Raw genomic sequence first — 15,227 nt, forward strand, 5'->3', positions numbered from 1 at the left:
GCATCAGATCTCGACGACGAGCACCGACTTGCCCGGCAGGCGGATCCGGTCCTGCAAGCCGATCGTCTTGCCGCTCAGGACATCCACGCCCGAAGCCACGCCGGCCAGCATCTCGCGGAAGCGCCCGGCATCCAGCACGGTTTCCCCGGCATTCGCATTGAAGGCGACCATCACCTTCCTGCCGCCCGGTTTGGGGTCGTAGCGGAAGTAGACGTACGTGTTGTCCTGCGGCCCGTAATGCATCAGCTTGCCGTCATGGATGACCGGATTGTGCTTGCGCCAGTTGACCAGCTTTTTCACGAAGTCCTGCGCTTCCTTCTGGCGTGCCGTCAAGCCGGCGCCCGTAAAGGCGTTGACGCGGTCGCCGGCCCAGCCGCCCGGGAAATCGTGGCGGTAGCTGTTGTCGTCGCGCTCCTTGGTGGCGCTGGTCATCAGGAGTTCGTCGCCGGTATAGAAGTGCGGGATGCGCGGCATCGTCATCACGAAGGCGATGTCCATCTTGTAGCGGGCGAAGTCTTCGCCGACCACGCTGTAGATGCGCGCCATGTCGTGGTTGCCCTCGAACAGCACCAGGCGCTGCGGGTCCGGGTACAGGTAATCCAGCGATACGGTTTCGTAGACGTCGTTGAAGATGTTCTTGCTTTCCTTATCGGCGAGGGCGGTGCGCATCGCCTCGGCCAAGGGAAAATCCATCAGGCTCGGCATCGAGCTGACGTAGCCGTCGAAATTCACCTTGCCGCGCTGCCAGTGCGAGACCACCGCCGGCAGCTTGCTCCATTCCTCGCCCACCATGTTCAGGTGCGGGTATTCGGCCATCAGGCGCCGCGTGTATTCGGTCAAGAAGGCGCCGTCGGAATAGCCGAAGGTGTCGATGCGCAGGCCGGACAATCCGGCGTACTCGATCCACCAGATGTGGTTCTGGATCAGGTAGTTGGCCACCAGCGGATTGGTCTGGTTCAGGTCCGGCATGCCGCGGCCGAACCAGCCGGTGGTGAAGTTGCTCGCGTCTTCCTTCGATGCGTACGGGTCCTGCACCGCGGTGCGGTGGTGCATGGTCTGCACGAACTGTTTCGGGTGGTTGATCCAGTCCGGCGTCGGCAAGTCCTTCATCCACCAGTGGTTCAGGCCGATGTGCGACAGCACCACGTCCTGGATCAGGCCGATGCCGTGCTTCTTCGCCTCCGCCGACAGGCGCCGGTAGTCGTCGTTGCTGCCGTAGCGCGGGTCGATCCGGTAGTGGTCGGTGGCGGCGTAGCCGTGGTAGGACGCCGACTTCATGTCGTTCTCGACCAGCGGCGTCGGCCACAGCTGGGTGAAGCCCATCGCTTCGATGTAGTCGAGGTGGTCGATCATGCCCTGGATGTCGCCCCCGTGGCGGCCGTGGCCGAGTTTGCGGTCGAGGCGGTCGGCCAGGCCGTCCACGCTGTCGTTGGTCGGATCGCCGTTGGCGAAGCGGTCCGGCATCACCTGGTAGATCGCATCCTTGGTATCGAAGCCCTTGCGTTCGGCCGAACCCTGCTCGCGCGCCAGCAGGCGGTAAGGGTAGGAGACGCTGCGGCCATCCGGTGCGCTGAAGACGATATCGAAGCTGCCGGGCTTGGCATCGGCATCGATCGCCAGGTCGATGAACAGGTAGTTCTGGCTGGCGACGCGGGTCACCGCGGCGATGCGTACGCCGGGGTAGTCGATCGCCGGCGCCAGGCCGGCGATGGCGGGGCCGTTGACCATGAGCTGCAAGCCCTTGTGTTCCATGCCGGTCCACCAGAACGGCGGGTCCATGTGGCGGATGGCGGCGTTGGCCGCGGGTGCTTTGGCGGCGGTGGGCTGGGATGGCGTACGGTCCTGCGCGGCGCCGGTGGGGACGCCGGCGTGGGCGCCGGCGGCCAGGAAGGCGCTGCCGACCAGAAGGCTTGCGATGGTCTTGTTCATGGTGTCTCTGTGGTGGTTATCGGAGGCATGTTTTCAACGCCGACGTAGCGTAACTACATGGGAACAGGGGCAGGGTTCCCGGGCGAAAACGTGGTATGCCTGGTTTATTGCCTTGAGAATACTACAGCGCAGGGGAGCCGGCAATTGGCGCCCGGACTTCTGCTTCTAGTTTTATTACACCGTCATTCTTGTAGAAAGCAAGTCGCAGCTCAGCAATTGAAACGTCATCGCGTAAATCTACTACGTAAATTTGCACTATATCGGTGCAAATATGCGCTAAGTTGGTGCGAGGAAAGCCTTTTGTAGTACGACTACATCACGTCTGCACATGTTTTGTAGCTCGAATACAACGAAGAGCGTGTGCATTCTGCACTAAATGCGTAAAAACCCTACATTGACGTAGTCGGGATCAACTCCCGTTGACAGTGCATCTAGTTTTAGTACAGAATTCTTGACAGAACGTAAGGACGTCTGCTTTTTTTTGGCTCCCGTGTTGTTGGCTTTACGGCTGGTGTTTGCGGGAAAAATATACTAATGAACGATTTGAGGGGACAAATGAACCTTTTCGCAAACCAGCGCTCGGGTAGCCGCGCTTTCGCCCTGAGCCCGGTCGCAGCAGGCTGCGCCGTCTTCATGGCCCTGGCAGGCCAGGCCGCCTACGCGCAGGACAACACGTCTGCCGGCACCACCGCCAACACCGAAGCTGCCGCCGCCACCGGCGCCACCAATTCCGGCGTCACCACCGTCAAGGTGACGGGCATCCGCCGCGGTATCGAAGCTGCGATTTCCGTCAAGAAGAACAACGATTCCATCGTCGAGGCGATTTCCGCCGAAGACATCGGCAAGCTGCCGGACCAGTCGATCGCCGAATCGATCTCGCGCCTGCCGGGCCTGACCGCCCAGCGCGACATCCACGGCAATGCATCGGTGATCTCGATCCGCGGCATGTCCCCGGACTTCTCGACCGGCCTGCTGAACGGCCGCGAGCAGGTGTCGACCGGCGACAGCCGCAGCATCGAATTCGACCAGTACCCGGGCGAGCTGCTGTCCGGCGTGGTCATCTACAAGACCCCGGACGCCAACCTGGTCGGCCAGGGCCTGTCGGGCACCGTCGACCTGCAGACCGTGCGTCCGCTGGACTTCAGCAAGCGCACCATGGCGGTCAACTACCGCCGCGAGAAGAGCGGCCTGGGCATGGACAAGAAAGGCCACGGCAACCGCTTCACCTTCTCGTACATCGACCAGTTCGCCGACCGCCAGGTCGGCATCGCCTTCGGCTTCGCGCGCCTGCAGGGCGTGGGCGGCGACACCAGCCGCTTCGAATCGTGGGGCAACGGCACCACCACCTACCAGGGCCGCACCGTGAACGTGCCGTACAACGGCTTCAATGCGTTCACCGAGACCTATTCGCAGGAGCGCAACGGCTTCATGGGCGTGGTCCAGTACCGTCCGAGCAAGACCTTCAGCAGCACCGTCGACTTGTTCTACTCGAAGTACGACCGCAACACCCGCAACCGCGGCATCCAGATGCCGCTGAACGACACCACCAGCAATGCCTACGACCAGCCGGGCCAGCTGATCAACGCGACCCTGTCGGGCAACAACGTCACCTCGGGCAGCTTCAACAACGTGCGCGCCGTGCTGCGCAACGACGTCGAAGCCTGGAGCGACACCACCAAGTCGATCGGCTGGAACAACAAGCTCAAGCTGGACCAGGACTGGACCGCCAGCCTCGACCTGTCGTTCAACTCGGCCGAGCGCTCGGGCATCAACATCGAGACCTACGGCAGCGGCACCAGCTTCGACACCGTCGGCTTCACCGCCGGCAGCCGCAACTTCACCACGCAGCTGAACTATGCCGACCCGAACACCGTGCGCCTGACCGACCCGCAGGGCTGGGGCGGCGCCGACATCCAGGCCGGCTACGTCAAGTTCCCGCACGTGTACGACAAGCTGAACGCGGTGCGCTTCGACGTCTCGCGCGACCTGCCGGACGGCTGGTTCTTCAGCAAGCTGAGCGCCGGCGTGAACAAGTCGAATCGTTCCAAGACCCGCGAGTACACCGAGAACCTGGCGTCGATCAAGGGCACCACCAGCCCGTTCGCCAGCGCCCCGTACCCGAGCGGCAGCGGTTCGGGCATGGCCGGCGATACCGGCATCAACGTGATCACCTTCGACCCGGTCGCCAGCCTGAACGACGTCTACACCCTGCGCGGCAAGCAGCACCCGGACATCTTCAACAAGGACTGGATCGTCAGCGAAGACGTCTCCACCGCCTTCGCCAAGCTGGGCATCGATTCGCAACTGGGCGCGATCCCGGTGCGCGGCGCGCTGGGCGCGCAACTGGTGCACACCAAGCAGGATTCGACCGCGTACTCGGTCGACACCAACGGCGGCAGCGGCGATACCAGCCGTCCGACCGGTTCCTTCAAGGACGGCACCAGCTACAACGACTTCCTGCCGAGCCTGAACCTGATCGGCGACCTGGGCAGCCAGCAATCGCTGCGTTTCTCGCTGTCGAAGATCATGGCCCGTCCGACCCTGAACGACATGCGCGCCTCGAGCAGCTTCGGCTACGACACCACCCGCCAGCAGTTCAGCGGCAGCGGCGGCAACCCGAAACTGAAGCCGTTCCGCGCCAAGGCGATCGACGTCTCGTACGAGAAATACTGGGACAGCAAGGCCTACGTCAGCGCAGCGGTGTTCTACAAGAAGCTCGACACCTACATCGTGAACGCCGGCCAGACCTATGACTTCACGCCGCGCCTGCTGCCGACCTCGTTCCAGGCGCCGACCAACATCGGTATCTATACCTCGCCGGTGAACGGCTCGGGCGGCAACCTGAAGGGCGTGGAACTGGCGGCATCGCTGCCGCTGAACCTGGTGACCCGCTACCTCGACGGTTTCGGCGTGGTGGTCAACGGTTCGCAGAACAGCAGCGCGGTCTCGCTGCCGAACACCGCCAACGGCGGCTCGGGCACGATGGACCTGCCGGGCCTGTCCAAGCGCGTGGCCAGCCTGACCGTGTACTACGAGAAGAACGGCTTCTCGGCGCGTGCGGCCGAGCGCTATCGTTCGGACTTCATCGGCGAAGTCGCCACTAACACCGGCGACCGCGAGCTGACCTACATCCAGGGCGAGAAAGTGGTCGACCTGCAGTTCGGCTACGAGATCCAGGACGGTCCGGCCAAAGGCCTGTCGCTGCTGGTGCAGATGAACAACGTGAACGACTCGCACTTCATCCGCTACCGCCAGACCAAGGACAACGTCATCGAAGACCGCCGCTTCGGCCGCTCGGTGATGGTCGGCCTGAACTACAAGCTGTAAGCCATCCGCGCCGGCACGGTTTCCCCCGTGCCGACCAGCGCCCCTTGCCCGGCCCGCCGGCAAGGGGCTTTTTCACATCCGGGCATTTCTGTATGCTGGCGCCACCATGACCCACCAGACCCCCTTGCACAACATCGTCATCGTCGGCGGCGGCACCGCCGGCTGGATGGCCGCCGCTTCCCTCTCGCGCCTGCTGAAGAACCGCTACGCCATCCGCCTGGTCGAGTCGGACGAGATTTCCACCGTCGGCGTGGGCGAATCGACGATCCCGATGATCCGCCTGTTCAACAACGCCCTCGGCATCAACGAGGACGAGTTCGTGCGCGAGACCAGGGCGACCTTCAAGCTCGGTATCGAGTTCGAGGACTGGAATAGGGTAGGCGAGCGCTACATGCACGGCTTCGGCCGCTTCGGGCAAGACCTGGGCACGCTCGACTTTTTCCAGTACTGGCTGCGCGCGCACCAGGCCGGCCGGGCGCCGGACCTGGAGCATTACTCGATCAACCGCATGGCGGCGCGCGCCGGCAAGTTCATGCGCCCGTCGAACGAGGTGGCGAATTCGCCGCTGGCCGATATCGTGTACGCCTTCCACCTCGATGCCGGCCTGTACGCGCGCTACCTGCGCCGCTACGCCGAGGCGCACGGCGTGCTGCGCACCGAGGGCAAGGTGGTCGAGGTGCGCCAGCGCGCGGGCGACGGTTTTATCGAGGCGCTGGTGATGCAGAACGGCGAGCGCATCGAAGGCGATTTGTTCCTCGACTGCTCGGGCTTCCGCGGACTGCTGATCGAGCAGACCCTGCAGACCGGCTTCGAGGACTGGAGCCACTGGCTGCCGTGCGACCGCGCCTGGGCGGTGCCGTGCGAACTGTCGAATGATCTTTTGCCGTACACGCGCGCGACCGCGCGCCCGGCCGGCTGGCAATGGCGCATCGGCTTGCAGCACCGCACCGGCAACGGCCACGTGTATGCCAGCCGCTTCATGAGCGACGACGAGGCGGCGTCGATCCTGATGAATAACCTGGACGGCGCGCCGCTGGCCGAGCCGCGCATGTTGCGCTTCACGGCCGGCAAGCGCAACAAGGTGTGGAACAGGAACGTGGTGGCGCTCGGGCTGGCGTCCGGCTTCCTGGAGCCGCTGGAATCGACCTCGATCCACCTGGTGCAGGCGACGCTGTCGCGCCTGATGGCATTGTTCCCGGACGGCGGCTTCGACCAGGCCGACATCGACGAATTCAACCGCCAGAGCGACTTCGAGGTCGAGCGCATCCGCGACTTCCTGATCCTGCACTACCACGCCACCGAGCGCGCCGACACGCCGTTCTGGGACCATTGCCGCACGATGGATATTCCAGATTCGCTGCGCCGCAAGCTGGACCTGTACCGCAGCCATGGCCGGGTGGTGCGGGAAAACAACGAATTGTTTACCGAAATCGGCTGGCAGCAGGTGCTGCACGGGCAGGGGATCCGCGCCGGCGCGGCGCATCCGCTGGCCGGCCTGCTCGATGAGCGCGAGCTGGCCGATTTCCTCGGTAGGATCGAGAACGTGGTCGGCAAATGCGTCGGCGTGATGCCGTCGCACCGGGAATTCATCGCGGCGATCGCGGCGGCCAAACGGTAACGCCCGACGCGTGCGGAAGGAGCGCGCGCCGTTTTATCACAAATAATCACGGCTGCGAACGCGCGACCGAGTAAACTACCGCTTTGCTTCCGATTTTCTAAGAAATTATCCTCCATGCTTGACACTCCGCTCCAGACGTTTGCCGACCTGAACATTCCCGCGCCCATCCTCAAGGCGTTGAAGGACGTCGGCTACGAAACGCCATCGCCCATCCAGGCCGCCACCATCCCGCTGCTGATGGAAGGCCGCGACGTGCTGGGGCAGGCGCAGACCGGCACCGGCAAGACCGCCGCCTTCGCCCTGCCGGTGCTGGCGCAGATCGATACCAAGCTGACCGCGCCGCAGGCGCTGGTGCTGGCGCCGACGCGCGAGCTGGCGATCCAGGTGGCCGAGGCGTTCCAGAGCTACGCCGCGCACATCAAGGGTTTCCACGTGCTGCCGATCTACGGCGGCCAGAGCTATGGCCCGCAACTGTCGGCGCTGCGCCGCGGCGTGCACGTGGTGGTGGGCACCCCGGGCCGCGTGATCGACCACATCGAAAAGGGTTCGCTCGACCTGTCGCAGCTGAAGACGCTGATCCTCGACGAGGCCGACGAAATGCTGCGCATGGGCTTCATCGACGACGTCGAGCAGATCCTGCAGCAGACTCCGGAAAGCCGCCAGACCACGCTGTTCTCGGCCACCATGCCGCCGGCCATCAAGCGCATCGCCAAGACCTACCTGCGCGATCCGCAGGAAGTCACGGTGGCCGCCAAGACCGGCACCGCCGAGAACATCACCCAGCGCTACTGGCTGGTGGCCGGCCTGCAGAAGCTGGAAGCGCTGACCCGCATCCTGGAAGCCGAGCCCTTCGACGGCATGATCATCTTCGCGCGCACCAAGCTGGGTACCGAGGAACTGGCGGCCAAGCTGCAGGCGCGCGGCTTCGCGGCCGCCGCCATCAACGGCGACATGGCCCAGCAACAGCGCGAGCGCACCATCGACCAGCTCAAGAACGGCAAGATCGACATCCTGGTCGCCACCGACGTCGCCGCGCGCGGCCTGGACGTCGAACGCATCAGCCACGTGATCAACTACGACGTGCCGTCCGACCCGGAAAGCTACACCCACCGCATCGGCCGCACCGGCCGCGCCGGCCGCAGCGGCGATGCGATCCTGTTCATCACCCCGCGCGAACGCGGCATGCTCAAGGCGATCGAGCGCGCCACGCGCCAGCCGGTGTCGCAACTGACGCTGCCGACCATCAAGGCGGTCAACGAGGTGCGCATCGCGCGCTTCAAGGAGCAGATCGGCGAGGCCCTGGCCGCCGGCGGCCTGGACGTGTTCCGTTCGCTGATCGAAGACTACGAGCGCGAGCAGAACGTGCCGGCGATCGACATCGCCGCCGCGCTGGCCAAGCTGTACCGCGGCGAGGAGCCGCTGCTGATCGAAAAGCCGGACCGCGAGCCGAAGCCCGCCGCCGAATGGCGCGAGCGCGAGGGTAGCGAAGGCCGCGCCGAGCGTCCGGTGCGTGCCGCACGCGAAAGCTTCGGCGACGAGCGTGCACCGCGCGCGCCGCGCGAGGGCAGGGAAGGCTTCGGCCAGGCCCGACCGGACGAAGGACGCGGCGGCTTCAAGAAGGAACGCGTGGCGCGCGCGCCGGAAGCCGGCATGGCCACCTACCGCATCGAGGTCGGCCACGCGCACGGCGTCAAGCCGGGCAACATCGTCGGCGCCATCGCCAACGAGGGTGGCATCGCGTCCAAGGAAATCGGCCGCATCGAGATCTACGACGACTTCAGCACGCTGGACATGCCGGCCGACCTGCCCAACGACCTGGTCGACCACCTGAAGAAGGTCTGGGTCGCCGGCCAGCAGCTGGCCATCACCCGCGACGGCGAGGCGCCGCCGGAAAAGAAGCCGGCCAAGCGCAAGTTCGCCGACAAGAAGCCCCATCGCAAGGGGTGATGCGCCGCCGTTTCAGGCACTGCCTGAAACGACTCCACGCGAAGGGTGAAGAATGCCACTGGCATTCTTCACCCCATGCTGAGCATCCACAGTTGGTATTTCTGAAATATTCCAGTTGCTTCAATGGTAATGAATTCTGTTGCTCAGTATGGGTCCCCGCCTGCGCGGGGACGACGGCATTTACTGTTGTTTGACTACATTGGCTGACCAGATGTGAGGGCGATTCAGAGTGTTGTGTAGATTGACACTCACCCACCCCCATGTTACTTTGCTACATTAGGTAGTCTGGCACCAGTCTGGACGTGCATAGGAGACATGGATGGACATGCAAACAAACACGCTCAAGCCGCGCCTGTCGTTCTGGCAGCTGTGGAACATGAGCTTCGGCTTCTTCGGCATCCAGTTCGGCTTCGCGCTGCAGAACGCCAACACCAGCCGCATCTTCGCCACCCTCGGCGCTTCCCCCGACGACCTGCCGACCTTCTGGCTGGCCGCGCCGGTCACCGGCCTGCTGGTGCAGCCGATCATCGGCTACCTGAGCGACAACACCTGGCACCCGACCTGGGGCCGGCGCCGTCCATTCTTCTTCCTGGGCGCGGTGCTGGCCGCCATCGCCCTGTTCCTGATGCCCAACTCCAGTGCCGTGTGGATGGCGGTGCTGCTGCTGTGGATGATGGACGCCGCCATCAACGTCTCGATGGAGCCGTTCCGCGCCTTCGTCGGCGACAAGCTGGACGCCTCGCAGCAGACCGCCGGCTTCGCCATGCAGACCTTCTTCATCGGCTGCGGCGCGGTGATCGCCTCGCTGCTGCCGATGTTCTTTTCCGACGTGATGGGCGTCTCCAACGTGCCGGTGGACGGTGCGATTCCCGATTCGGTGCGCTATTCGTTCTACATCGGCGGCCTGGTGTTCCTGCTGGCCGTGAGCTGGACCGTGTTCAGCGCCGACGAATTGCCGCCGCCGGACATGGCGCGCTTCCAGGCGCAGCGCCGGCATGCGCGCAATTTCGGCGTGGCGCTGCGCGAGATCGTCGGCGGCTTCGCCCACATGCCGAAGACCATGGTGCAGCTGGCCTTCGTGCAGTTCTTCACCTGGATCGCGCTGTTCTCGCTGTGGATCTACACCGGCTCGGCGGTGGCGGACAACGTCTACCACACCGTCGACGCGCAATCGGCCGCCTACCAGGAAGCCGGCAACTGGGTCGGCATCATGTTCGCGGTGTACAGCGGCGTGTCGGCGCTGGCCGCCTTCATCCTGCCGGTGCTGGCGCGCGCCACCAGCCGCAAGACCTGCCACACCGTGTGCCTGGCGATCGGCGGCCTCAGCCTGGCCAGCCTGTTCTTCATCACCGACAAGCACATGCTGATGGTGCCGATGATCGGCGTCGGCATCGCCTGGGCCAGCATCCTGACCATGCCGTACGCGATCCTGGCGGGCGCGCTGCCGGCCAGCCGCATGGGCTACTACATGGGCCTGTTCAACTTCTTCGTGGTGATCCCGCAGATCGTCAGCGGCCTGCTGCTCGGCTTCCTGACCAAGCACCTGTTCGAGGGCCACACCGTGCGCACGCTGGTGCTGGGCGGCGCGTGCATGCTGCTGGCGGCCGTGCTGACCACCTTCGTCACCGACAACGCCAAGCAGGCCGGGGCGAAATAATTCCGGCAGGCGGCTCTCGCTTGCGACGCGAATCGCGCGCCTGGCGTATTGTAATGGTTTGACAACAAACCCCAGCACCAGGAGCGCCACATCATGACGATACAAACCATCGCAACCACGCCATTCGCCGGGCAGCGTCCCGGCACGTCGGGGCTGCGCAAGAAGGTGACCGAGTTCCAGCAGCCCGGCTATCTCGAGAACTTCGTCGAGGCGATCTTCCTGACGCTGGGCGATTGCAGCGGCCGCACCCTGGTGCTGGGCGGCGACGGCCGCTTCTTCAACCGCGAGGCGGTGCAGACCATCCTGCGCATGGCTGCCGCCCACAAGGTGGCGAAAGTGCTGGTCGGCCGCGGCGGCATCCTGTCCACGCCGGCGGTCAGCTGCGTGATCCGCAAGCACGGCGCCAACGGCGGCATCGTGCTGTCGGCCAGCCACAACCCGGGCGGCCCGGACGGCGACTTCGGCATCAAGTACAACATCGAGAACGGCGGCCCGGCGCCGGAAAAGATCACCGAGGCGATCTTCGCGCACACGCTCACCGTCAACGCCTACCGCATCAGCGACGCCGGCCCGGTCGACCTCGACCGCATCGGCACGACGCAGCTGGAAGACATGCAGGTCGAGGTGATCGACCCGGTGGCCGACTACGCCGAACTGATGGAGCGCCTGTTCGACTTCGACGCCATCCGCGCGCTGTTTTCGAAAGGTTTCCGCATGCGCTTCGACGGCATGAGCGCGGTCTCCGGCCCGTACGCCAAGGCCATCATCGAAGGCATGCTGGGCGCGCCGGCCGGCACCGTGATCAACGGCGAGCCGCGCGAGGACTTCGGCGGCCACCACCCGGACCCGAACCCGGTCAACGCCGCCGAACTGGTGGCGCTGATGGACGGCGCCGATGCGCCCGACTTCGGCGCCGCCTCGGACGGCGACGGCGACCGCAACATGATCGTCGGCCGCAGGCTGGCGGTGTCGCCGTCGGACAGCCTGGCCATCATCGCCGCCAACGCCACGCTGGCGCCGGGTTACCGCGCCGGCCTGACCGGCATCGCGCGCTCGATGCCGACCTCGCAGGCGGCCGACCGCGTGGCCGCGGCGCTGGGCATTCCCTGCTACGAGACGCCGACCGGCTGGAAGTACTTCGGTAACCTGCTCGACGCCGGCATGGCGACCCTGTGCGGCGAGGAAAGCTACGGCACCGGCTCCGACCACATCCGCGAAAAAGATGGCCTGTGGGCCGTGCTGTTCTGGCTGAACCTGCTGGCCGCGACCGGCAAGTCGGTCAACCAGCTGGTGGAGGAGCACTGGGCGCGCTTCGGCCGCAATTATTACTCGCGCCACGACTACGAAGCCGTCGACGCCGAGGCCGCCGACCAGATGATGGGGGCGCTGCGCGGCAAGCTGGCCGAGCTGCCGGGCCAGGACCTGGGCGGCTACACCGTGCAGCTGGCGGACGATTTCGTCTACACCGACCCGGTCGACAATTCGGTCGCCACGCGCCAGGGCGTGCGCATCGTCATGACCGACGGCTCGCGCGTCGTGCTGCGCCTGTCCGGCACCGGCACCGAGGGCGCCACCGTGCGCATCTACCTGGAGCGCTACGAAGCCGACCCGGCGCGCCACGGCCTGGACACGCAGGCCGCGCTGGCCCCGCTGATCGCCATCGCCGAGCAGCTGTCGGCACTCAAGGCGCGCACCGGCCGCCAGCAGCCGAGCGTCGTCACCTGATCCATCTTCATCCACCACAGGACCTTGAATGAAATACCACGCACTCGCCGTCTCCCTGATGCTTGCCTTCGGCGCCGCCGCGGCGCAGGCGCCGGCCCCCGCGGCTTCGGCCCCGGCGACCCCGGTGCCGGCGCCGGCGCAACAAGGTAAACCGTTTACCTGGGAGAACGCGACCGTGTACTTCCTGCTGACCGACCGCTTCAACAACGCCAATCCGGCCAACGACCTGGCCTACGGGCGCAAGGCCGATGCGGCGACCGCGCGCGGCTTCATGGGCGGCGACCTGGCCGGCGTCACGGCCAAAATCAAGGAAGGGTATTTCACGGACCTGGGCGTGGATGCGATCTGGATCACCCCGCCGGTGGAAAACATCCACGGTTCCACCGACGAGGGCACCGGCAAGTCCTACGGTTTCCACGGCTACTGGGCCAGCGACTTCACCGCGCTCGACGCCAACCTCGGCAGCGAGCAGGACATGCGCGAGCTGGTCGACACCGCGCACGCGCACGGCATCCGCGTGCTGCTGGACGTGGTGATGAACCATACCGGCCCGGTCACCGCGCAAGACCCGGCCTGGCCGGCGTCCTGGGTGCGCACCGGGCCGGTGTGCGGCTTCAAGACCATGCGCACCACGGTCGAATGCACGCTGGTGAAGAACCTGCCGGACATCCGCACCGACAGCAATGCCAGGGTGGAGCTGCCGCCGACCCTGGTCGCCAAGTGGAAGCGCGAAGGCAGGTACGAGCGCGAAGTGAAGGAGCTGGACGCGTTCTTCCAGCGCACCGGCTACCCGCGCGCGCCGCGCTACTACCTGATGAAGTGGCACGCCGACTGGGTGCGCAAGTACGGCTTCGACGGCTTCCGCGCCGACACCGTCAAGCACACCGAACCGGGCGTGTGGAAAGACCTCAAGCAAGTGGCCGGCGCCGCCTACGAGGCGTGGAAGAAGGGCGAGGCCGGCCAGGCCGCCGTCAAGCAGATCGGCGACCGCCCGTTCTTCATGACGTCCGAGGTGTACGGCTACTCCATCAACGATGGCCGCAAGTTCGCCTACGACGACGGCACCAAGGTCGATTATTTCGCCAACGGCTTCGACAGCATGATCAATTTCAGCATGGCGGGCGATGCGCGCGGCGGCTACGAAAAGCTGTTCGCCGGGTACTCCAACATGCTGACCGGCCCTTTGAAAGGTGTCTCGGTACTCAACTACCTGGATTCGCACGACGACGGCAACCCGTTCGACGCGTTGCGCCAGCGTCCGCTGGAAGCCGCCAACAAGCTGCTGCTGGCGCCGGGCCAGGCCCAGGTCTACTACGGCGACGAAAGCGCGCGCGTGCTGAAGATCGACGGCGCCGAGGGCGACGCCAACCTGCGCTCGTTCATGAACTGGGACCAGTTGAAGGCCAACACGCGCGTCGGCCTGCACGGCGCGGCGGACGTGCGCGAGCACTGGGCGCGCCTGGGCCGCTTCCGCCACGCGCACCCGGCGGTGGGCGCCGGCGTGCACCAGATGATCGCGGCCAGTCCGTACACCTTCAAGCGCACCTATGCGAACGACGGCGTGACCGACCGCGTGGTGGTGGCGCTCGACCTGCCGCCGGGCGCACCGGCAAGCATTTCCGTGGCCGGCGTGTTCATGGACGGCCAGACCGTGCGCGACTGGTACACCGGCAAGAGCGCGGTGGTCAAGGGCGGCAAGGTGCAGTTCGACGCGCAGGCGCCGGTGGCGCTGATCGCGCAGGATTGATGCGCCCGGCGGCGCGCATGGTGCCGCCGGTCAAGCGCGCCGCATCCCGCTCCCGTCTCGGCTAGACTGCGGGCATCGCATCCACCATCCGGAGAAACCGATGCCCGCGCTTCACCCCTGCCGGGCCGCCATGACGGCCTGCCTGTCCATCTTCCCCTTGCTGGCGTCCGCCGCCGCACCTGCCGCCGCCGCTCCCGCTACTGCTAGCGTCGAGGCGGTTTACGGCCCCGAACTGGAAGGCTTCGACTACCCCTACCCGGTGCAGCAGTACCGCTTCACGTCGCAGGGCGTGGCGCTGCACATGGCCTACATGGACGTCAAGCCGGACCGGCCGAACGGCCGCACCGTCGTCCTCCTGCACGGCAAGAACTTTTGCGCCGCCACCTGGAAGGCCAGCATCGACGCCCTCAAGGAAGCCGGCTACCGCGTGGTGGCGCCGGACCAGGTCGGCTTCTGCAAGTCGAGCAAGCCGGAGCATTACCAGTACAGCTTCCAGCAGCTGGCCGCCAACACGCGCGGCTTGCTGGAATCGATCGGCGTCAAGCAGGCCACCGTCATGGGCCACTCGACCGGCGGCATGCTGGCGGTGCGCTACGGCCTGCTGTATCCGGAGCAGACCGAGCAGCTGGTGCTGGCCAACCCGATCGGCCTGGAAGACTGGAAAGCGCTCGGCGTGCCCTCGCTGGGCGTGGACAAGTGGTTCGAGCGCGAGCTGGCGACCAATGCCGACAAGATCCGCGCCTACGAAAAATCGACCTATTACGTCAACCAGTGGAAGCCGGAATACGAGCCATGGGTGCAGATGCTGGCCGGGATGAACCGCGGCCCCGGCAAGCGCCTCGTGGCCTGGAACTCGGCGCTGCTGTACGACATGATCTACACCCAGCCGGTGGTGTACGAGTTGCCGCTCTTGAGAATGCCGGTGCTGCTGCTGATCGGCACCAAGGACACCACCGCCATCGGCAAGGACGCCGCCCCGGCCGAGGTGCGCGCCAAGCTGGGCAACTACGCCGAACTGGGCAAGCGCGCCGCCAGCGCGATCCCCAAGGCGACGCTGGTCGAGCTGGACGGCATGGGACACGCGCCGCAGATGCAGGATCCGGCGGTCTTCCATGCGGCGCTGCTGAAGGGGCTGGGGGCGGGCAGGTAGCCAGTACGCCGTGGCGTGTAGACACGATACATCTCGCCCTTTGCGTTGGCCCTCATGCGTCGTCCCCGCGCAGGCGGGGACCCATAGTGAGCAACAGAATTCGGTACACCAGAAACAATTCGAATGC

General features: G+C 65.6%; 8 protein-coding genes. 7 read left to right on the plus strand and 1 reads right to left on the minus strand.

Going from position 1 to position 15,227, the window contains the following annotated elements; translation table 11 throughout:
- Positions 1 to 3: 3 nt before the first annotated feature.
- A complete protein-coding gene (locus HH212_RS12695) occupies positions 4 to 1,929 on the minus strand; it encodes a glycoside hydrolase family 13 protein (protein WP_170202804.1) in 1,926 nt (641 codons plus the stop codon).
- A 555-nt stretch (positions 1,930 to 2,484) separates the two neighbouring features.
- Here HH212_RS12695 and HH212_RS12700 point away from each other — a divergent pair.
- The 7 genes from HH212_RS12700 to HH212_RS12730 all read left to right on the plus strand — a co-directional run bounded on the left by HH212_RS12700 (position 2,485) and on the right by HH212_RS12730 (position 15,100).
- A complete protein-coding gene (locus tag HH212_RS12700) occupies positions 2,485 to 5,256 on the plus strand; it encodes a TonB-dependent receptor (RefSeq protein WP_170202805.1) in 2,772 nt (923 codons plus the stop codon).
- A 106-nt stretch (positions 5,257 to 5,362) separates the two neighbouring features.
- Positions 5,363 to 6,874 (plus strand): tryptophan halogenase family protein, encoded by a 1,512-nt coding sequence (locus tag HH212_RS12705; protein WP_170202806.1) that lies wholly within the window; start codon positions 5,363 to 5,365, stop codon positions 6,872 to 6,874.
- A 114-nt stretch (positions 6,875 to 6,988) separates the two neighbouring features.
- A complete protein-coding gene (locus tag HH212_RS12710; RefSeq protein WP_170202807.1) occupies positions 6,989 to 8,821 on the plus strand; it encodes a DEAD/DEAH box helicase in 1,833 nt (610 codons plus the stop codon).
- 319 nt (positions 8,822 to 9,140) lie between these two features.
- Positions 9,141 to 10,478, plus strand: a complete 1,338-nt coding sequence (locus tag HH212_RS12715) for an MFS transporter (protein ID WP_170202808.1) — start codon at positions 9,141 to 9,143, stop codon at positions 10,476 to 10,478.
- 93 nt (positions 10,479 to 10,571) lie between these two features.
- On the plus strand, positions 10,572 to 12,203 hold the full coding sequence (locus HH212_RS12720) for an alpha-D-glucose phosphate-specific phosphoglucomutase (protein WP_170202809.1): 1,632 nt from the start codon (positions 10,572 to 10,574) through the stop codon (positions 12,201 to 12,203).
- A gap of 28 nt (positions 12,204 to 12,231) precedes the next feature.
- Positions 12,232 to 13,950 (plus strand): alpha-amylase family glycosyl hydrolase, encoded by a 1,719-nt coding sequence (locus HH212_RS12725; protein WP_170202810.1) that lies wholly within the window; start codon positions 12,232 to 12,234, stop codon positions 13,948 to 13,950.
- 100 nt (positions 13,951 to 14,050) lie between these two features.
- Positions 14,051 to 15,100: an alpha/beta fold hydrolase gene (locus HH212_RS12730; RefSeq protein WP_211172490.1), complete on the plus strand. Its 1,050-nt coding sequence runs from the start codon at positions 14,051 to 14,053 to the stop codon at positions 15,098 to 15,100.
- The last annotated feature ends 127 nt before the right edge of the window (positions 15,101 to 15,227 follow it).

The organism is Massilia forsythiae (genome assembly GCF_012849555.1).
GTDB lineage: Bacteria > Pseudomonadota > Gammaproteobacteria > Burkholderiales > Burkholderiaceae_D > Telluria > Telluria forsythiae.